Consider the following 17,401-nt stretch of genomic DNA (forward strand, 5'->3'; position numbering starts at 1 on the left):
TAATGTCTGTTTTTAATTTTTAAAATGAATCCCAGTTTAACTGCCCATCAGCAAGGGCAATCTTCAATTCTGGAAAGGTATGAATATAATCTTTTGCGGGCTGATAATCCGAATGTGCAATTGCAAGTGCAATGGCACGCTGTTCGGTTTGGTTATAATGCTGCAGACCAGCTTTTAAAGCTTCAAAAATTTCTGCATTAATAAATTTAGCTACCAAACGCCATAACTGTGGATTTACTTCCCTTCCTGCAGCCCAACGTTCTTTCGCATAATCAGTAAGTGTTAAGGCCAGCGCTAAATTAGCACGCTCATCCAGGCCAATAATCAGCTTAATGTCTTTTTCTGTAAAAAAAGCCTTCAATACCAACTGGTTCCAGGCGGCTTCATCAAGGTTTGCCGAAGGATAAGGATTGTTTTCCATGATGGCTTCTAACACCGAACCGATATTGCTTCTGATTCCTTCTGCACAACGTTTCACCCAAATTTCGGGATGGGCTAAAAAGGGCAATGCCGAATATAAAGCCACGGCCTCATTCATCTCGGCGGATAAAAATAACCGATCGATTGTCGAATACCATTTATCTTTTTCTTCTGTATTTAAAGCGCTCAATAAGTAAACGCGGCTAAGCCTGTCGATGGTCCAACTACTAATGTAATCGATCCCAAGCCCATTGATCAAAACTTTTTGCGCATCACTTAGCTGAACAGGTAACTTACCCGTTTTACGCGGCAACATCACAAAAGCCTGACTTATTTTGGCCGAATCTGATGATTGCACCACTCCTTCCAACCAGTTTTGGCATTCTGCACTAACATTGCTTTTTACAATATTTGCTAAAGCTTGATGTGCAGCTATAATATCATCATCTATCATTTTACACAGCATATTTATTAAAGAAACACAATATTAGCTGGTCATGCCTGCCGAAACAAAATAATTGATCAACAAAGCACCTGCAATGATTAATAAGCCAAAAAATTCGCGTGTTTGCTCGATGTAAGGTTTGGTAGCCTGCATACTCTGCACCAGGCTTTCACGTCGATATTTTGTAATCCAGTCGCGCACCCCATCTTTGGCAAAAAACAGAATGATGGCGTAAATGAGATAAAAGGCAATTAAAAACAAATAAGCAAAAGGATAAAATTTCCCTGCCGCAGCCAATCCACATGATATTGCGGCACTTAAGTAGATGGAAACCCAAAGAAAAGCATCGTTATCGTTTAAATTTACATAAGCGAAGCCCAAAAACGAGATACAAAAAATAATGTTTAGAATAATTAAAAGCATTTGAAATTATTTGGTTTAAAATAAAACTAAATCGATTTCTCGATTCTTTTACTAAAAAACAAAGTTATTTAAACTCACAGCTTTTTCTGCATTAAAATATGTAAATTATATACTGCTATTTAATATTTTGACATCAGTTAGCACTTATTAGATTGTACCCATATGTCCACGATCTGTAAATTAAGATTTTAGAGGAATCAAATTAAGGCATCAGAAAATTCATGTTTTCAACTTACCGATGGCACACTACTTACTTTTCTCTCGCTTTTGTCCATTAAGATTGAGGTAAGTTTTAATTTTTTTCCGGAAGCGTTCGAGTTCTTTTATGGTGGGATCAGATTTCATCAGTTTCAACTTCGAAATTTTTTTCAACAGTTGCGCTAGCGGTACAAGAAATTGATCAGTATGGCGGTACATGGCACACAATACGGCTTCGTTTACTGCACTGCTTACCTCCAGTTGTTCGTGCCCATCTTTTGAGGAGAGTTCTAAAAGGCATTCGAAAAGTAGTTTTTCTGCACTGATCAATTTGTTCATGGTTTTCTTCACGCTGTTTTGGAGAATATTCATAAACCATGCCAATTTAGTTTTATTTCTCCCCGAATTTATACCCACACTTAAACCAAATAGTGATGTTATTCGGGCAGATTTAAAAGTCATGAACCGCTCATTTCAGATCACATCAAATAAACAAAATGATTAACTTTGGGCATGAACCACATCCCGGTACATTCATTACAAGACAGAACTACACATGGCCTGCAGATTAAACATTTTAATAAGGATGAGCTTCCTAAGGATGACATGATCACACTTGGTGCGCATCGCGATGATCACTATATTTTCTTTTTATTGGAAGAAGGTGTCGGATCATTGATGATCGATTTCAGTGAAGTGCACTTGTCGGGAAATATGCTATATTATGTATTGCCTGCCCAGGTACATCACCGCATCCGTAATGAAGCCGCAACCGGATGGTTTGTTGCCGTGGATACCTCGCTCATTCCGCGCGAATGCAGAAATGTTTTTGAAAGTCAGTTATCACTTCAACAGCCCTATCCGCTTCATACCAACGAGCTTAGGCAGTGTCGTGAATTACTGCTGCTGCTCACCGAAAAACAAGACGAAGATACCAGCAGTCCGTTTTACACCACCATTGTACATTCCTTGCTTCAATCCTTTATCGGTATGGCAGCAGGCTGTTATAGTCAACATACTGGATTAAACCTTAATTTATCACGCCCAGCACAGATCAGTGCACAATTTAAACGTTTGCTGAGTACTGAACTTCACTCAAAAAAAAGTCCTGCAGACTATGCTTCACTTTTAAATATTTCAGAATCTTATCTGAGTGAGGCGCTTAAAAAACATACTGGTTTTCATGCAAGCTACTGGATCCAACAGGAAGTGATGATGGAAGCCAAAAGATTGTTGTATTACAGCGAGCTAACGGTGAAAGAAATTGCACACAGTTTGGGTTATAATGACCACTCTTATTTCTGCCGGTTATTCCGCAAAGTAACCGGAACTCCTGCGATAGCCTTTCGACAGCAATACCGGAAATAGTCCTATCATTACAACGATTCGGCTATTTTATCAAGACCCAAAACCCAGTTTCTTTGTAGTAATAAAAATATACTATATGGAAACCTCTATTTTATATAAAATCAGAAAAAAAGCAGGAAAGATCATTGAAAATCAATTGCTGAAAACCGGACGTGTACTGGATGTGCGTTATTGGGAATCTGCTGATATGATCGAAATCGACCTGCACCTTCCAACTGCCGATATGCAGAGCTGGAACCAAATCCCATACATCAAACTCTGTGTGGATGACTTTACATTTCGCGATTACACCCCATTTGGATGGGATGCAGATATAGCCACCTGTTCACTCTTGATCGATGCAGATCACGACGGTCCGGGAAGCCGTTGGGCCAAATCACTCCGTACCGGCGATACCATTCATTACCTGAAAATGGAAAGTACACGCCAGGCACCTCACCCAACAGATTTTGTGGTTGGCCTGGGCGATGCCAGCAGCCTGGGCCATCTGCTCGCTTTGCAACAGCTCACCATGCCCAAAGCCCGTTTTGATGGTGCAGTGCTTCTTCCCAACCCAAATTGTGGGAAGCTGTTATCGGAATATTTTTCTTCACCATTGCATATCTTGCCAACAGCTTCGGAAATTACCGAATGGCTGTTAAAACAAGGGTATTGTACTGCGCATACCTGGTTTTACCTGATCGGAAACGATCATTTTGTTAGCGAATTGCGCAGATTATTGAAAAGCTTAGGACATCACAATATCCGCGTAAAGGGATTTTGGTCTTAGTCAGTGCGTCTATGGGATTTCGCTGATGTACTTTTTGATCAGCGCCACCCCATCCTGATCAATAATGGTGGTGCCGATTTTGGGCATGTGGTACTCGCCCATTTCGGCTGTCCTTACCAGGATATTACTTTTGTTAAACCTGATCCCGGTATGGTCTAGATCCGTTTGATAAATGAGGTTTAATGTGGTATGACCAGCAAAACCACCTGGTTGATGGCAATGCCCACAATTGATATCCATATATGCCCTTGCTCTTTGTTCCAACGGCAACGACAGATCATGGTAACTGGGCAAGTTCGTTAAAGCATCTATTGAGGTATTTTTAAATATTCCCTTCTCCATCAGGTATATCAGCTGGTTGATATTTTTGCCCTCTCTTTTTATACTGATGTTGAGGTTTCGGATTTTTGGTCCAATTGGAAGGATTGTTTCATTTAAGCGGTGGCAACTTCCACATTCTTCTCTTGTGGGGATGTGATAGGAGATTTTGAGTTTCTCACCAGTTTGTCTGGTAAAACGAATCGGAACCGTTGCACCTTTGGTCACCAGAAAAGCTTCATTTTGCGCCGCATTCCATTGAAAAGTAGCCACATTCCATTTCGATTGGTGTAATATAAGTAGCCGCGTTTCTATCATCTGCCTGCCTTTATTTACCACATGCGTATAATAAAAAGTTTTGGCGATAATCGTCCCTTCGGGAAAAACGGGCAAGCCCTCCCCATTTAAGATCACCTGCTTTCCTTTGGGCAATTTGATTAAACGCTGTTTCTCTGCATAATCGGTAAAAAGCGTGGAAGAAAGCTGCAAGGTTTCCACGCCATTATTGGGTTCGAGCGCAGCCATACTCCCCTTAAAAAGCTTATAAAAAGATAACCTGTTATCGAAACTGATCACATTAGCGATACTTTTTGTCCCCGATTGATGGCAGGAGAATACATAAAAAACCGGACAGAGAAAAACAGCGATAATGATAAGGTATTTCTTTAATTTCATATAGAAGCCGTTTAATTTAATCTATTGCCGTAGTCTTCGTGAATGATGGATTGCGGGATTAAGATATACCTGTCGACGTAAAAGGTTCCAAAAGGAATTACACAGGCAACAAGTACTTTCCAAGTTATTTTAGCAAAGATCCATTTATAGGAAATGCCAACACTGAGCGTAATGAAAACAAACAAGCAAAAAAGCAGGCCATGTATTGGGCCCATGAGCTTTACCAGTTCGGGCCGGTCTAAAAAATATTTAAGGGGAACGGCAACAAATACAAGTACCAACAGAGAAATGCCTTCAAGAAAACCAATAATTCTTAGTCTTCCGATCGGGGTTTTTAAAAGATTGAACATAACGATTGAATGGATTTAAAATGATCTTATAAATGGACGGTTAGCAAGCGGAGAAAATGGCCATGGAATAGCTGCGATAATAAGTAGTAATGCAATGGAAAACCATATCAGCATGGTAGAAAACTTCTCCTTATCGGTTTGCATTCTTTTGGCTGTTGCCGATCCGATAGTAATCAGCACAACAGATGCGGCCATTAACCAAATGTGTACATACTTAAAAAACACATGTTCACTCAACAACTGACTACTTCCAGTTTCCGCGACCATGTATTTAACAACCGGACTAATCATATAGAGGCTTAATCCCAGCAACAGCTGAATCTGTGCGATTGTAGCAGTACCATGCCTGATCAGGTTATCGTTGGCACTAAATGCCTTTTGTTGCCAACGGCCCCTACCTGCAATATAAATGCTGTAAAGAAGCGATAGGAGAACAAGCCACCTGTTAATTGAATGTAGCGTTAAAAGAATTTGATGCATAAATAAAAGTTTAAAACATACTAATTAGTATGTTTTTGGATAAAAAAATATTATAGATTGGTTAAATAGGCTTTAAGACCTTTCAGATAAGTTTTATAACTGGTTTTACCCAAAGCCTTGCCAACGTTCCTCACTCCTCCATAGCCTGAAATGATCAGCATAGCGGTTTCTTCAGGAACAAAAGCGCTGCTAAACTGATGAGCAGATTGCCCTTTGTTAAGAGAGGTCACAATTGCATTCTGCCAGTGCACAACCAGTTTGGAGAGTGCCTTTTTAAACGTCCCGTTCATTGGCGACATTTCTTCAATCATGTTGATTGCAGGGCAGCCATAATCGACATCAAAAAAGGGATCCTTGAGCAAGAGATTTTCCATCATCCTGTATATATCTTTTTTCGGATCATTGCCCTCCACCAATGGTTTAATCAATACATTGTACATGCCTGGATAAAGAAATTCATTGATCAGGCTTAAGCCCATCTCGTCTTTGGTTTTAAAATGATAAAAAAAAGCACCTTTGGTTAACTGGGTGGTTGCCACGATTTCATCAATACTTGTTGCCTGATAACCTCTGCGGTAGATCAGATCAAAAGATTTCTGCAAAATCATCATACGGGTATCCGCTGCTTTCGGCATAACATACTAATTAGTATGTTGCAAACATAAAGAATATTCAAAGTTGAATTCTAATGGTTTTGTCATAAACTTAATGATATCATGGCACAGATCAAATATCTGTAAGCCTAGGCTATTTCGACTAATATCAAAGCAATTTTGCCTACTCTAAACGGCTTTTTAACCTGAAATTTGATTAGAAAGTAATGAATATGAAAAATAAGATTGCTGGAATATCAACTTTATAAAACAGGGATTTAACAGTTCCTGAAATAGAACCAAGGACTTACAGATTAAAAAAATGGCAACTAAAATCATCACAAAATTCACGATTGGAACTGAAGAAGGGATTAACAACCTGTTTTTGATCAGCAGGGAAATCGCAAAAGAGCGCTTTACAGGAAAGATTTCTGATCAGGAACTTGAAACATACTTGAATATAAACTTTAACAAAGACACCTTAATGGCCGAACTAAACAGCATGTCTAACCAATATCTGATTGTTTATGCCGACGATGAAGCTGCTGGTTATGCCAAAGTAAGTTCTAAAGGAATAAGACCGTCGATTTTTAATGGCAAAACTTTGGCAAGAATAAGTGATTTTGGGGTATTGGCTAAATATAACGACCCTTTAATTCGTAAATCCTTGTTCGAAAAATGCCTTTCGATATCTACGATGCAACAAGTGATCTGGATAAGTGCCTTCGAAGATAGTACTGATGTGGATTTATTTGACAGTTATGGTTTCAAAAAAGAAATCAATATTACACTCCCTCAGGAACTCTCACTAAGCCCGGCTTACTTTGTGAAAGAGAAACCGTAAATTTAATAGATACACGCTTTTGACAAAGGTCGTTTTGACTGAATTTCTTAATCAATATTTATAAACACCATTAAACATAACCTAAAATGAATACCAGAAATAATACACTGAATATGCCGATGCTTGGCTTCGGCACGTTAATACCAGATGCGGCTACTACAATCAGTGCTACAAAGCATGCCTTAGCGGCCGGATTTAGACATTTTGATGCCGCAGAGCGCTACCGCAACGAAACAGAGGTTGGCATAGCTTTACAAGAGGGAATTGCCGGTGGCATTAAACGCGAAGATATTTTTGTAACCACTAAACTCTGGAATACCAACCACCAGCCAGAGCGTGTTGAGGCCGCATTTGAGGCCAGCTTAAAAAGACTGCAACTTACCTATATCGATCTTTACCTGATCCATACGCCGTTTGCATTTCAACCTGGAGACGAACAGGATCCCAGAGATGCGGATGGAAACATTATTTACGACAGTAGCACCAGTTTGCTCGATACCTGGAAAGCAATGGAAAATCTGGTGGATGGCGGGAATTGCAGGGCTATCGGACTTTCGGACGTGAACATAGAACAATTGAAAGAGATTTACGAATCGGCAAGGATTAAACCAGCAGTTATACAAGTGGAAGCCCATCCCTATTTACCAGAAACAGAATTATTGGACTATTGTAAAGAAAAAGGCATCATATTTTTGGCATTTGCTCCACTGGGACATGGAATAAGACCCGGATTACTCGAAAATCCAGTCATTACAGGCATTGCTTCGCGGGTAGAAAAAACTGCCGCACAGGTACTTTTGGCCTGGGCAGTACAACGGGGTACAGCATTGCTTACCACACCAAAAACCGCAGAACGTGCAAAAGAAAATTTCGACATTTCTCCCCTTCCTGAAGATGCGATGGAAGAAATTAATGCGATAGAAACCAGACAACGCTACAATCATGTGGTAAAAACAGGTTCGCCAGGTTTCATTCCACAAGGCAGCTAAACAAGTTAAGTTTATGAAAGACGAAAAAATACGCGAAGCACTCATTGCGCACTGGCATGCTTCTGCAATTGGTGATTTTAATGCAGAACATGAGATTTATCATGAGGATGCGATCTGCGATTATCCGCAATCGGGCGAACGCATTATTGGACGCAGCAATTTGCAGGCTTTAAGGAGCCACCATCCGGATAAACCTTCTGGCTTTGAGATTAAGCGGATTACTGGAAATGGCCATCTCTGGATTACTGAATATCGTATTGATTACCGGAACCAATCTGCTTATACCATCAGTATGATGGAATTTACTGATGGAAAAGTAGTACATGAAACCCAATATTTTGCTGAAGGTTTTGATGCGCCTGCCTGGAGGAGCAATTGGGTAGAGCTGATTTCGTGATGCACTCGATATTGACAAGCAGATCCGATGATAAAAAAAAGAATACTTCATAAGCCCCACCATGCATGCTAACTGATATTATTGACAAAGACCTTAAAATAATTTTCTGTGGGATTAATCCTGGACTAAAATCGGCCTGGGATGGACATCATTTTTCAGGCCGCAGCAACCGCTTCTGGAAAACACTTTATCTGGCTGGCTTTACACCCAACCAAATTGATGCGATGAACGATGCAAGTATTCTCGATTTTGGTTATGGACTAACTACTGCGGTAGATAGGGCCACCACACGTGCTGACGAACTTTCTAAAGATGAATTTGCAAATTCAATCGAAGCATTTAAGAAAAAAATGATTCATTATCAGCCAAAATATATTGCATTTCTGGGCAAAGCAGCTTATATGGCTTTTTCGGGAAATAAACATTTAGCATGGGGCCATCAGGAAGAAAAATTCTGTGGTGCCTCGGTTTGGATACTGCCTAATCCTAGTGGCTTAAACAGGGGGTTTACACTTAGTGATTTGGTAAAACATTACCATGAGTTATACTTAGTTATTTCCAAATAATCTAATTTTCTGCGTATTGCCTCATCCGACCCTGGAAACTGTAAGTCCCTCTACCATATAAGAATATAAGGTCATTTAAGCTGACATGTCCTTATATTCCTTAAATGGTGAAGGCTTAGGCACTCTCGGCTCTTAGTAAAAGAGTATCCAACAGCTTAGGTGTCCTGAAGTGCCTTTGGTGGTCAATTGACTTGCAATTTTTCGTTTTTTCATCACCGCCTTAAACACCTTAGCTCACCTGAGTTTTCCTTGTTCCTCAATCTCAAACCAATAGTAGAAATTCCATAAGGCGTCATATTATTTTTCCTTGGCAATAGTCCCGGATACTTAATGATGATTTTTTATTGCACTCTATTAATGTTTAGCATAGTCATCATCAGGTAATTCAGCTCCTTCATTTATCATCTTATACAATAAATTTATTGGGCCTTCTGCTGATAAAATATTGTCTACATTATCTACCAAGTGGCCTGATTTTTCAGATTCCCTGAGTTTAGTATTGTCACTACTATCGTTGATCTTTTTTGTTGATTGTTTTGTTTCCTGTGCTGATGCTTCCATTTCATTTAATTTTTGATTCATATCTATATTCTTATTATAATATATTTTGCTTGTTTTCTTCATTTCCAGCATTTAGCTCATGATATGGCGCTGCACATAGCAGCAAGCTTTCATGACCCTCACGATTTATTGCTGCAAACGGCAGGAACCTCTCATGATACTCATGATTTATCGCTGCACATGGCGGGAAGCTTTCATGAGTTAAAACTGTTCTTATCACAAACGTGTTAGCTTGTAACCGTTGCCTTAGTTCGGTTAAGCGCAAATTTTCCCTTGCTCCAGTGGTAGGTTTTACCGATTGACGGAATAAGGAGGATAAGCAAGGCAATGCTAATTAATACAATACCAAATAACATAAATACTGCACGGTTGGTGAGCAATTGACTCTGTTGATTAAGGTTTTGCCAGATGGCAGCGTTTGCCAGTGCCGAGGCCTGATCGGCAGTAAAGCCTTTGGTGATATATAATCCGCGGTAAAAACTCAACCTTTCAACCATATTCTGGTTTTCTGGTGTTAAATAACCCAGAAATCCTTCTTTGAAATGCTGGTTAAAATAGAGTTGCAGGTTATAAAAGCCAGCAAAAGAATTTAGGGTTGCGGTAAAACGCGTACAGGCCGCAATTACCAAGCCTGTTGCGCCAGTATCCGCTGGTGCCGAAGACAATACATATATCATCAGGGGAACAAACAACAAACCTGAAGCTGCTCCCTGGATAAATATCGGAACCAGAAGATCTGTAAAAGAAAGATCGGGTGTGAGCAAGTAGGACATCCAGATATTAACCACCCCCATTAAACCAAATCCAATTGTAAAAAGCATTTTTAGCCTTACCCTTTGCGCAAGCAGCAGTTGGATTGAAATCACCAGCATTCCAACCATTGCCACAATATTGCAAAGCCCCAATTCGATTACCTCCAGTGTGCTCCATTTCAGCACTCCTGTTGCATAATTATAAATTAGGTTAATGCTATCCTTACTGCCATAATAAATGGCCAAAAGACAAATGCCTATCACAAAACTGCGCAGTTTAAAAACCTTGAGGTGTACCACAGGTCTTTTAACAATGTGTTGCCTGTACAGAAACATTAGCGCTCCGGTTAGCGTGGCGAGGGTGCTGTAACGTATGCGTCCATCGGCGAACCAATAATATTTCGATCCATAGATAATGGTATAGGCCAATGCAAGTGCCGTACAGGCGAAAATCACCATTCCACTCCAATCAATCTGGTAAAGCGGGTAAGGTTTATGACCCGACGACCGTTTCAACATCAGCAGGATAATCACCACCATTAACAATTGGAACATGATCAGGTAATCATAACTCACTTTCCAATCGGCCGATTCGACCACTATACCCGCAACCAAACCGATTAGCACGGTATTGCTCAATATGGTGCCATAAAATACCGCAGGCGCAATAGCCTTTACTTTTTCAGCTGGCAACCTGGTAAATATCAGGAGCAGTGTAAATACCAACACATTGCCTGTCAAAATGCCTTGAAAAAACCTGATCACCAAAAACAGGTTGATATCCTTACAGTAAATACAAAGCGCATTTAAGCATATGGCCAGTATTAAACTCATCAGCAAATAGCTGCGCGCCTGGAAATACCTGAAAAAGCGGAACTGCAATGGGATAACGGTAATGATACCAGCGTAAGTAGCCATTACGGCAAACGATATATCTTCGGGTTGTGCACCAAGGTAACCAACCATATAGTTCTGTGTAAGTACGAACATACCCAGTTGTGATAACGACGATAGCAATAAAAGGAAAAGTGCAATACGCACACCCCAATGCCAGCCTGTTATCCAATCTTTAAAATAAGCAGGTTTCATGATTTCGTCTGTCTTTTAACCGCAACATTTACGCTCATACCCGCAATTACGTTTCGCTCCTCTCCCTTATCAAAGCTGATTTTTACAGGTATCCGCTGAATGATCTTCACAAAATTCCCCGTCGAATTATCAGGTGGCAAAAGAGAGAACCGTGAACCGGTAGAACCTGCAATTGCCATAATTTTGCCTTTAAACACTTTGCCTTCCATCGCATCTATCCTGATATCTACAGCCTGCCCCACATACATTCCGCTCACCTGTGTTTCTTTATAATTCGCCGTAATCCATTTTTCTTTTTCGTTTATAATGCTCACCAATGGCTGCCCACTTTGTATCTGCTGGCCTTCCATAATATTTTTGCGTCCGAGTCTGCCGCTATAGGGCGCACGGATAACAGTATACGATAGGTTAAGTCTGGCCAGCTCCAATGCGGCTTGTTTTCTTTTGATATCGGCCTGAAGAATGGCGAAATGGCTTTTTAGTTCTATAATCCGGGCTTTACTTGTTTTAAGTCCGTTTTTTGCGCCGCTATAATCACTTGCAGCTACATCATAACGTGCTTTAACCTGTTCGAGATCGGCACCCGTGGCCGCCTCTTCGTTTACCAGGCTGGTATAGCGTTTGATGTCTTGTTGCTGTTGTACATATCGCGCCTTCGCACCATTTATCTGATCCTGATTAACCCGTGTACCCATTTCGGCCGAACCGATACCCGCGCTAAGCACGGTAAGCTGTGCCTGGGCATCATCCATTGCAGCTTCTGCTACCTGAAGTTGGGCACGGTACTCCCTGTCGTCTAACACAACCAGCGTATCGCCCTGTTTTACCACCTGATGTTCGTTAAAACGCACCTCCTGAATATAACCTCCCGCCCTTGCCGAAACCGGATTGATATACGATTCTACCTGCGCATCGTTTGTTTCTTCATAAGCATTGCTATATTTCCAGTACTGAAAAAAATATATTATACCAACAAACACCAATACTATTCCTGCAACCGTGATCACTACGTTTCCCGGATGTATTTTATGATTTTCTTTTTTCATTTCTATTTGTGATTATAAATTGCCACTGCTGTAAAGGATATGATAATAAATGGCAAGGGCATCAGTTTGGGCCTTTACCAGATTAAACCTTGATTCCTGATAGAGATTATCGGCATCAAGCAGATCCGTCAGCAGTGATAACTGGTTTAAGTATTTTGTATTTACTATCTTGTAATTTACCTGGGCCTGTGCTACAGAATGTTCATTAACTGAAATCCGCTTAAGGGCTTCGGCGTATCTGATAGCATAAGATTTCAGCAATATCCGTGCATCATCACGATAGGCCTCTTTCTGTACTTCAAGCTCTTTTACCCGTAGCTTACTTGCGGTAAGTTTGCTTCTGTTTTGATATATGGAAGAGATACTATACTGTACTTTCAAGCCGATAAAACCAATAGAATATGCCTGATCTACAGGTGGAAAAAAAAGGTAATTGGGATAATTTAACCCATATGCAGCATACAGGCTAAAACTGGGCAAATTGCCACTTTGTATTCCTTTCAGTTTCGCTGCTTGCAGTCCGATATTTTCGGTAACTCTTTGTACTGGATAAGAAGAAACATCTCCCAAGCCAACAAGGGGCAATAGCGAAGCAATATCGGGTTTACGCATGCCAGCTGAATCGGCAGGAATGATCATTACCGAATCTGGTACGTTGATTAAAACATCTAGTTTTTGGTTTGCTATCGAAATATTGTTTTCATTCTGCTCGAGCGAAAGTGCCACATTTGATGAGGCCACTTCTGCACGTAACACATCACTCCGGGTTACTTTCTGATTTTTATAAAGCGACCTGATATTGTTTAAGCGTGTCTGTGCTCTTTTAAGCTGCTCACCGATAAATTTTCGCAAATCGTAAAGCCTCAACAATTCGAGATACTGATTGGCCGTTTGTAGGGCAATATTCCCAGCCTGTTCTCTTGTATTTAGTTTGGCAAGGCTTAACCGCGAATTTGCCTCGCTTTCAAATGCCCGCTGCTTGCCTCCGCTGTAGATATTGAACAAAGCATCTATACCTAAAGTAGCACTGTTCGAACTTGGTTTTCTCGGTCCTGTATTAGCATGATTAAGGCCTTCAGTAAAAAGCGTAAGCCCTGAGAAACGCTGATAAGAAGCACTCGCATTAACCGTTGGTAAGGCGTTACGGTACGCATCCTTACGGTCTTCGGCACTGGCATCTTGCCCGATATTTGCCGCCAATAGCCATTTATTCTGGCTTTTAGCAAATTGTACGGCTTCGGCAAGGCTAACCTTATAGCCAGTCCCAGCCAATACCTGAGCGCTTACATTTATTGGCTTTGATAAAAAAAAACTCAGCAATAAAAGCGCAATTATTAAAAACGGTTCTTTGCCGTTATAAGCATATTTATACATGGCTCATTGTCTTTTGATTAGACAAAATTCCTGTAAAATATGGCCCTATACTCGATTATATTGCGCTAATATTAGTCGAAATGGCTTAATAAGATACAATTAAGTATTCTTAACTGTAATCGGTTGAATGATATTGGACTTGATACTATAATCCATTGTTAAAAACCTTCGTTGCCTTACCATTGACAACTTATGTTTATTGTTTACCACCCTAGACAGATTAGGCCACCTTAGTTGGATATTTTCAGGCGATATGGTTAGACTTAGATGTACTCAGGTATCTTAGGTGGTCAACAACTAAGAATGAGACCTGATTATAGAACCTTACCATAATCATTTACCCAAACACTCCACCCCAGCCTTAGTCTGCTGAATTTGAAAACTGGAGATTGATCCATTGGGTATTGATCATTTAAAAAAAGCGCTAGCTAAACTGTTTGCGGTACTCAACCGGCGACATGCCTGAATTGGCCCTGAAAAACTTACCAAAAACAGATTGCTCAGAAAAGTTTAACATGCTACTGATCTGCGATACAGTAAGTGTTTTGTTCTGCAGTAAAACCTTCGCTTCGAGCATCACAGCTTCATCGATCCATTTTCCGGCAGATTTGCCAGTTTGTTTTTTTATGGCTGCTGAAAGTGATTTGGGCAATAGGAAAAGCTGATTGGCATAAAAATCTAGTTTACGTTCATGCATGTAGTTTTTGGCGAGTAAATGCCTGAATTTTTTAAAAAGCAGATTGTCTTTTGGTGCTGAAGAGGTATCAGGAATATGTTGGCGATAATAAGCGTCAATTTCATAAACCAGGGCAAAAATATAACTCCTGATCAGTTCTTCCTGATGAAAACCACCTGAATGCTGTGTTAACTGGATGAGTTCGTATATTTTGTTGATCTTGATAAAGTGGGCGTCTTTGAGCGGTAAGACAATAAGATCGCTGTTTTCGAAAAAATTATATTTAAAAAGAAAAAACAGATCTGCATAACGCTCCAATAAAAAGCTATCCTTAAAAAAGATGACGTCCATTTTCAGCAGATCACTACGTTTACTGAAATAACGGATAACAGATGGCCCCAAAGTGATAATTGCCGGTGCATCAACATCCCAAGAACTTAACCCTACATTAAGCCTTACGCCGCCTTCTTTAATATAAGCAATGGCATAACTTTCGGCCCTATAGGGTTCTTCATGATAAGGATGATCGCCAGAGCCTACAAAAAGATATTCCCTGTTATTGTCGGGCACTGAAAATAGCCGGCTATGCCTCGAAAGCGAAAAGGTCTTCATGTTATCCATTAATATAAAAATACAAAATAGAATGGTTTTGAATGCAAATGATCGTTGCCACGTTATTTTTTTTAATAGACGTAGACCACGCCATAACCTTTGGCAGAAATAGCCATCAGGAAAATAATCGAGAAAATTATTTTTTATGCACCTGGTTCATCATCGGCAGAAGCAATGCCTTGATTCCTGACCACGTTTAACACGCCTGTTCGCCAGTGTAGGTATCCTAACAGTCCACAGCGTTCGATTACCTGCTCTTCAATTTTAGCAGGCACGTCGTTTACTACACGAAAACGGATTTTATATTTTGGGTTGTAACTGATGTAAATGATGACGTCGGCGTTACGCTCCCCAACATCCGAAAGGAATGCCAGATGTTGATCACGCAACTCTTCTGCAGCACGCTGTAAACGTTCATTCATCAACTTCGAAAGCGCCTTATCGGGAACAAAATCAGTTTCCAGAATAGCAAGTACCGTAACAACCATGTGTGCAAAAATAAAAACCTATGCCATATCTACAAACCAAATTTACCAAAGCACTGAAAATGAGCTGAAATAATTTTTACTTCAAGGAAGAATCCTATTAGATATCAAAAAAATCCATGTTTAGCATTAAAAAACCAGGAACAATCATGTATTTTATCATGTGTTATTGATCGCAGATCACTCTTGCAGCCTTCTTTGCCAATTTTATAGGTATCGCATTTTCCGTTCCTTTACTCCGAAGAATAGCGCCCTCAAAAAGCATAATAATCTGGATGGCCAGCGAATTACTATCCTTAAGGCCACCTTCTATGAGGTAACGTTCAACAAGTTGTTGAAGCGCCGCAACGTGAAGATCGCAGGCTGCTTCTATTTCTTTCGCTTTGTGCGCATATTCCGTTTTGGCATTCATGGCAAAACAACCATCTACATTGCCTGCATCAACGCGTTCAGCAAGAAAATCAAAAATCCTTAAAGCCTTATCAACCGGATTTTTTGAGGCCGATTGTTCAACATAAGCAGCTATCGCCCCAAACACGGTTTGGTGATAATATCCGATGGCAGCGATAATCAGTCCTTCTTTTGAAGTGAAATGTTTGTAAAGGGTACGTTTAGATATTCCTGTACCCTCGATTATAGCATCTACACCTGTAGCATGAAAACCGTTTTTATAAAAAATGCGATAAGCACTGCTGATCATTTCGTCTCTTTTTAGGGATTTTGAAGCCTGATCTGTTTCTTTAACCATCACTGAAAATTCTTTTTGCAAATGTAAACTAAACGGTTTACATTTGCAAGAAAGTAAACCGATCGGTTTACATCAGGTTTTGATGTGGATCATTGGCAACAGAAACGAATTAAATATTTTAAAAATGAATGAGAACAAAGAAATGGGGACTGCTGTAGTAACAGGTGCCTCTTCAGGTTTAGGCGAAGTATTTGCCGAAAGATTGGCCGAGCGTGGTTATAATTTAAAACTAGTGGCCCGCCGTAAGGATAGATTAGATGCGCTGGCTGAAAAACTCGAAAGTAAATATGGAATCAAGGTAACCAATCTTGTTGCCGATTTAGGCTCGGATAGCGAACTTGAAAAAGTTGCTGAAAACTTAAGAAGCGACAATAGCATAACACTGCTCATTAATAATGCGGGCACCTCTACACTTTCATCAATATCCTCAACAAGTGTAGCCAAACAAAAAGAAATGGTTAATGTGAATGTTACGGCTTTAATGGTGCTATCGCACGCTGTTTTACCCGGGTTTATCGAAAAAAATACAGGTATCTTGATTAATATCGCCTCGGTGCTGGGATTTTATACCTTACCAATCAGTGCAGTTTACAGTGGCACAAAGGGTTTTGTAGTTCAATATACCCAGGGTTTGCAAGAAGAAGTAAAAGGAACCAATGTTCAGGTTCAGCTGGTAAACCCTGCCACTACTGCAACGGAAATATGGGAAGTTGGTGGTGTTCCATTATCGGCATTGGAGCAATCGACAATTATGACCACCGAAGATTGTGTTGATGCCATCCTTTCGGGATTAGATAAAGGTGAACAGGTTACACATCCTTCAGTACACGATCAAAAACTAATTGATAATTATGAGGATGCCCGTATAAAATTATTCCAGGGTTCACAGCATGGTCAGCCCGCTGAGCGCTACATCACACAAGCCTAGATTTATCTTCATTAGCCAGATAAATTAAATTCTTTTATATCAGCTTAACAGCCTGTTAATGGCAGGCTGTTAAATTGCGTACATGCAGATTAACAGACATAGCTCCAGCCGAATACTTAACGCCATTAAAATAGGCGACCAAATAGAAGATAACCTTGGCAACCAGGGTAAAGTTATTGATATCGAAATCCTGAAAAAAAATCTAGGCGTCCAATATTATTTCCGGTTGCATAAGAAAAAGACGATTTTGATCATGAAATAGATCAATAAAAGTAATTTATAAGCTAAAAGAATA

At 40.1% G+C, this 17,401-nt stretch carries 21 protein-coding genes; 7 read left to right on the forward strand and 14 right to left on the reverse strand.

Annotation, left to right across the window (positions count from 1 at the left end; translation table 11 throughout):
• Window positions 1-19: 19 nt before the first annotated feature.
• The 3 genes from R2S57_RS05675 to R2S57_RS05685 all read right to left on the reverse strand — a co-directional run bounded on the left by R2S57_RS05675 (window position 20) and on the right by R2S57_RS05685 (window position 1,858).
• Window positions 20-874 (reverse strand): EboA domain-containing protein, encoded by an 855-nt coding sequence (locus R2S57_RS05675; RefSeq protein ID WP_316844096.1) that lies wholly within the window; start codon window positions 872-874, stop codon window positions 20-22.
• Window positions 875-907: 33 nt separating this feature from the next.
• Complete coding sequence (locus R2S57_RS05680; protein ID WP_316844097.1) at window positions 908-1,288, reverse strand: transmembrane 220 family protein; 381 nt, start codon at window positions 1,286-1,288, stop codon at window positions 908-910.
• A gap of 246 nt (window positions 1,289-1,534) precedes the next feature.
• A complete protein-coding gene (locus R2S57_RS05685; RefSeq protein WP_316844098.1) occupies window positions 1,535-1,858 on the reverse strand; it encodes a hypothetical protein in 324 nt (107 codons plus the stop codon).
• A 141-nt stretch (window positions 1,859-1,999) separates the two neighbouring features.
• Here R2S57_RS05685 and R2S57_RS05690 point away from each other — a divergent pair, with 141 nt between their 5' ends.
• Together R2S57_RS05690 and R2S57_RS05695 are read left to right on the forward strand one after the other, a co-directional pair.
• On the forward strand, window positions 2,000-2,854 hold the full coding sequence (locus R2S57_RS05690) for an AraC family transcriptional regulator (RefSeq protein ID WP_316844099.1): 855 nt from the start codon (window positions 2,000-2,002) through the stop codon (window positions 2,852-2,854).
• Window positions 2,855-2,930: 76 nt separating this feature from the next.
• On the forward strand, window positions 2,931-3,623 hold the full coding sequence (locus R2S57_RS05695) for a hypothetical protein (protein ID WP_316844100.1): 693 nt from the start codon (window positions 2,931-2,933) through the stop codon (window positions 3,621-3,623).
• A 9-nt stretch (window positions 3,624-3,632) separates the two neighbouring features.
• On the opposite strand, the gene R2S57_RS05700 is transcribed toward R2S57_RS05695, so the two are convergent.
• From R2S57_RS05700 to R2S57_RS05715, 4 genes are read right to left on the reverse strand one after another with little or no spacing between them, the layout of a single operon-like run.
• A complete protein-coding gene (locus tag R2S57_RS05700; protein ID WP_316844101.1) occupies window positions 3,633-4,616 on the reverse strand; it encodes a c-type cytochrome in 984 nt (327 codons plus the stop codon).
• Window positions 4,617-4,627: 11 nt separating this feature from the next.
• Window positions 4,628-4,966, reverse strand: a complete 339-nt coding sequence (locus R2S57_RS05705) for a DUF3817 domain-containing protein (protein ID WP_316844102.1) — start codon at window positions 4,964-4,966, stop codon at window positions 4,628-4,630.
• A gap of 15 nt (window positions 4,967-4,981) precedes the next feature.
• Window positions 4,982-5,446 carry a hypothetical protein gene (locus R2S57_RS05710; RefSeq protein ID WP_316844103.1) on the reverse strand — a complete coding sequence of 155 codons (465 nt, stop codon included), beginning with the start codon at window positions 5,444-5,446 and terminating at the stop codon, window positions 4,982-4,984.
• A 50-nt stretch (window positions 5,447-5,496) separates the two neighbouring features.
• A complete protein-coding gene (locus R2S57_RS05715; protein ID WP_316844104.1) occupies window positions 5,497-6,081 on the reverse strand; it encodes a TetR/AcrR family transcriptional regulator in 585 nt (194 codons plus the stop codon).
• 280 nt (window positions 6,082-6,361) lie between these two features.
• Between R2S57_RS05715 and R2S57_RS05720 the strand changes: the two genes are divergently transcribed.
• The 4 genes from R2S57_RS05720 (at window position 6,362) to mug (ending at window position 8,835) form a co-directional block, all read left to right on the forward strand.
• Window positions 6,362-6,883 (forward strand): N-acetyltransferase, encoded by a 522-nt coding sequence (locus R2S57_RS05720; RefSeq protein WP_316844105.1) that lies wholly within the window; start codon window positions 6,362-6,364, stop codon window positions 6,881-6,883.
• Window positions 6,884-6,969: 86 nt separating this feature from the next.
• Window positions 6,970-7,872: an aldo/keto reductase gene (locus R2S57_RS05725; RefSeq protein ID WP_316844106.1), complete on the forward strand. Its 903-nt coding sequence runs from the start codon at window positions 6,970-6,972 to the stop codon at window positions 7,870-7,872.
• A 13-nt stretch (window positions 7,873-7,885) separates the two neighbouring features.
• A complete protein-coding gene (locus tag R2S57_RS05730; RefSeq protein WP_316844107.1) occupies window positions 7,886-8,269 on the forward strand; it encodes a nuclear transport factor 2 family protein in 384 nt (127 codons plus the stop codon).
• 65 nt (window positions 8,270-8,334) lie between these two features.
• Window positions 8,335-8,835, forward strand: coding sequence for a G/U mismatch-specific DNA glycosylase (gene mug / locus R2S57_RS05735; RefSeq protein WP_316844108.1), 501 nt, complete (start codon window positions 8,335-8,337; stop codon window positions 8,833-8,835).
• A gap of 354 nt (window positions 8,836-9,189) precedes the next feature.
• Here mug and R2S57_RS05740 read toward each other — a convergent pair whose 3' ends face one another.
• From R2S57_RS05740 to R2S57_RS05770, 7 genes are all read right to left on the reverse strand, one after another.
• Complete coding sequence (locus tag R2S57_RS05740) at window positions 9,190-9,459, reverse strand: hypothetical protein (protein WP_316844109.1); 270 nt, start codon at window positions 9,457-9,459, stop codon at window positions 9,190-9,192.
• Between the two features lie 164 nt (window positions 9,460-9,623).
• Window positions 9,624-11,237 carry an MFS transporter gene (locus R2S57_RS05745; protein WP_316844110.1) on the reverse strand — a complete coding sequence of 538 codons (1,614 nt, stop codon included), beginning with the start codon at window positions 11,235-11,237 and terminating at the stop codon, window positions 9,624-9,626.
• Window positions 11,234-12,283 (reverse strand): HlyD family secretion protein, encoded by a 1,050-nt coding sequence (locus R2S57_RS05750; protein WP_316844111.1) that lies wholly within the window; start codon window positions 12,281-12,283, stop codon window positions 11,234-11,236. The genes R2S57_RS05745 and R2S57_RS05750 overlap by 4 nt, the downstream gene beginning before the upstream one ends.
• A gap of 12 nt (window positions 12,284-12,295) precedes the next feature.
• The gene (locus tag R2S57_RS05755) at window positions 12,296-13,657 is read right to left on the reverse strand and encodes a TolC family protein (RefSeq protein WP_316844112.1); all 1,362 of its coding nucleotides are present in this window, start codon (window positions 13,655-13,657) and stop codon (window positions 12,296-12,298) included.
• A gap of 424 nt (window positions 13,658-14,081) precedes the next feature.
• Window positions 14,082-14,954 carry an AraC family transcriptional regulator gene (locus R2S57_RS05760; RefSeq protein ID WP_316844113.1) on the reverse strand — a complete coding sequence of 291 codons (873 nt, stop codon included), beginning with the start codon at window positions 14,952-14,954 and terminating at the stop codon, window positions 14,082-14,084.
• 134 nt (window positions 14,955-15,088) lie between these two features.
• Window positions 15,089-15,433 (reverse strand): hypothetical protein, encoded by a 345-nt coding sequence (locus R2S57_RS05765; RefSeq protein ID WP_316844114.1) that lies wholly within the window; start codon window positions 15,431-15,433, stop codon window positions 15,089-15,091.
• A 163-nt stretch (window positions 15,434-15,596) separates the two neighbouring features.
• Complete coding sequence (locus tag R2S57_RS05770; protein ID WP_316844115.1) at window positions 15,597-16,178, reverse strand: TetR/AcrR family transcriptional regulator; 582 nt, start codon at window positions 16,176-16,178, stop codon at window positions 15,597-15,599.
• A gap of 43 nt (window positions 16,179-16,221) precedes the next feature.
• Here R2S57_RS05770 and R2S57_RS05775 point away from each other — a divergent pair, with 43 nt between their 5' ends.
• A complete protein-coding gene (locus tag R2S57_RS05775) occupies window positions 16,222-17,106 on the forward strand; it encodes an SDR family oxidoreductase (protein WP_316844116.1) in 885 nt (294 codons plus the stop codon).
• The last annotated feature ends 295 nt before the right edge of the window (window positions 17,107-17,401 follow it).

The organism is Pedobacter psychrodurus, from assembly GCF_032678585.1.
In the GTDB taxonomy this organism is placed as follows: domain Bacteria; phylum Bacteroidota; class Bacteroidia; order Sphingobacteriales; family Sphingobacteriaceae; genus Pedobacter; species Pedobacter psychrodurus_A.

Excerpts from the sequence above, each read along its gene's own strand:
- R2S57_RS05700 (WP_316844101.1), bottom strand. The coding sequence starts at position 4,616 with ATGAAATTAAAGAAATACCTTATCATTATCGCTGTTTTTCTCTGTCCG.
- R2S57_RS05725 (WP_316844106.1), top strand. The coding sequence starts at position 6,970 with ATGAATACCAGAAATAATACACTGAATATGCCGATGCTTGGCTTCGGC.
- R2S57_RS05730 (WP_316844107.1), top strand. The coding sequence starts at position 7,886 with ATGAAAGACGAAAAAATACGCGAAGCACTCATTGCGCACTGGCATGCT.
- R2S57_RS05760 (WP_316844113.1), bottom strand. The coding sequence starts at position 14,954 with ATGGATAACATGAAGACCTTTTCGCTTTCGAGGCATAGCCGGCTATTT.
- R2S57_RS05690 (WP_316844099.1), top strand. The coding sequence starts at position 2,000 with ATGAACCACATCCCGGTACATTCATTACAAGACAGAACTACACATGGC.
- R2S57_RS05770 (WP_316844115.1), bottom strand. The coding sequence starts at position 16,178 with ATGGTTAAAGAAACAGATCAGGCTTCAAAATCCCTAAAAAGAGACGAA.
- R2S57_RS05685 (WP_316844098.1), bottom strand. The coding sequence starts at position 1,858 with ATGAATATTCTCCAAAACAGCGTGAAGAAAACCATGAACAAATTGATC.
- R2S57_RS05680 (WP_316844097.1), bottom strand. The coding sequence starts at position 1,288 with ATGCTTTTAATTATTCTAAACATTATTTTTTGTATCTCGTTTTTGGGC.
- R2S57_RS05755 (WP_316844112.1), bottom strand. The coding sequence starts at position 13,657 with ATGTATAAATATGCTTATAACGGCAAAGAACCGTTTTTAATAATTGCG.
- R2S57_RS05705 (WP_316844102.1), bottom strand. The coding sequence starts at position 4,966 with ATGTTCAATCTTTTAAAAACCCCGATCGGAAGACTAAGAATTATTGGT.
- mug (WP_316844108.1), top strand. The coding sequence starts at position 8,335 with ATGCTAACTGATATTATTGACAAAGACCTTAAAATAATTTTCTGTGGG.
- R2S57_RS05750 (WP_316844111.1), bottom strand. The coding sequence starts at position 12,283 with ATGAAAAAAGAAAATCATAAAATACATCCGGGAAACGTAGTGATCACG.
- R2S57_RS05715 (WP_316844104.1), bottom strand. The coding sequence starts at position 6,081 with ATGCCGAAAGCAGCGGATACCCGTATGATGATTTTGCAGAAATCTTTT.
- R2S57_RS05740 (WP_316844109.1), bottom strand. The coding sequence starts at position 9,459 with ATGAAGAAAACAAGCAAAATATATTATAATAAGAATATAGATATGAAT.
- R2S57_RS05765 (WP_316844114.1), bottom strand. The coding sequence starts at position 15,433 with ATGGTTGTTACGGTACTTGCTATTCTGGAAACTGATTTTGTTCCCGAT.
- R2S57_RS05745 (WP_316844110.1), bottom strand. The coding sequence starts at position 11,237 with ATGAAACCTGCTTATTTTAAAGATTGGATAACAGGCTGGCATTGGGGT.
- R2S57_RS05695 (WP_316844100.1), top strand. The coding sequence starts at position 2,931 with ATGGAAACCTCTATTTTATATAAAATCAGAAAAAAAGCAGGAAAGATC.
- R2S57_RS05675 (WP_316844096.1), bottom strand. The coding sequence starts at position 874 with ATGATAGATGATGATATTATAGCTGCACATCAAGCTTTAGCAAATATT.
- R2S57_RS05720 (WP_316844105.1), top strand. The coding sequence starts at position 6,362 with ATGGCAACTAAAATCATCACAAAATTCACGATTGGAACTGAAGAAGGG.
- R2S57_RS05710 (WP_316844103.1), bottom strand. The coding sequence starts at position 5,446 with ATGCATCAAATTCTTTTAACGCTACATTCAATTAACAGGTGGCTTGTT.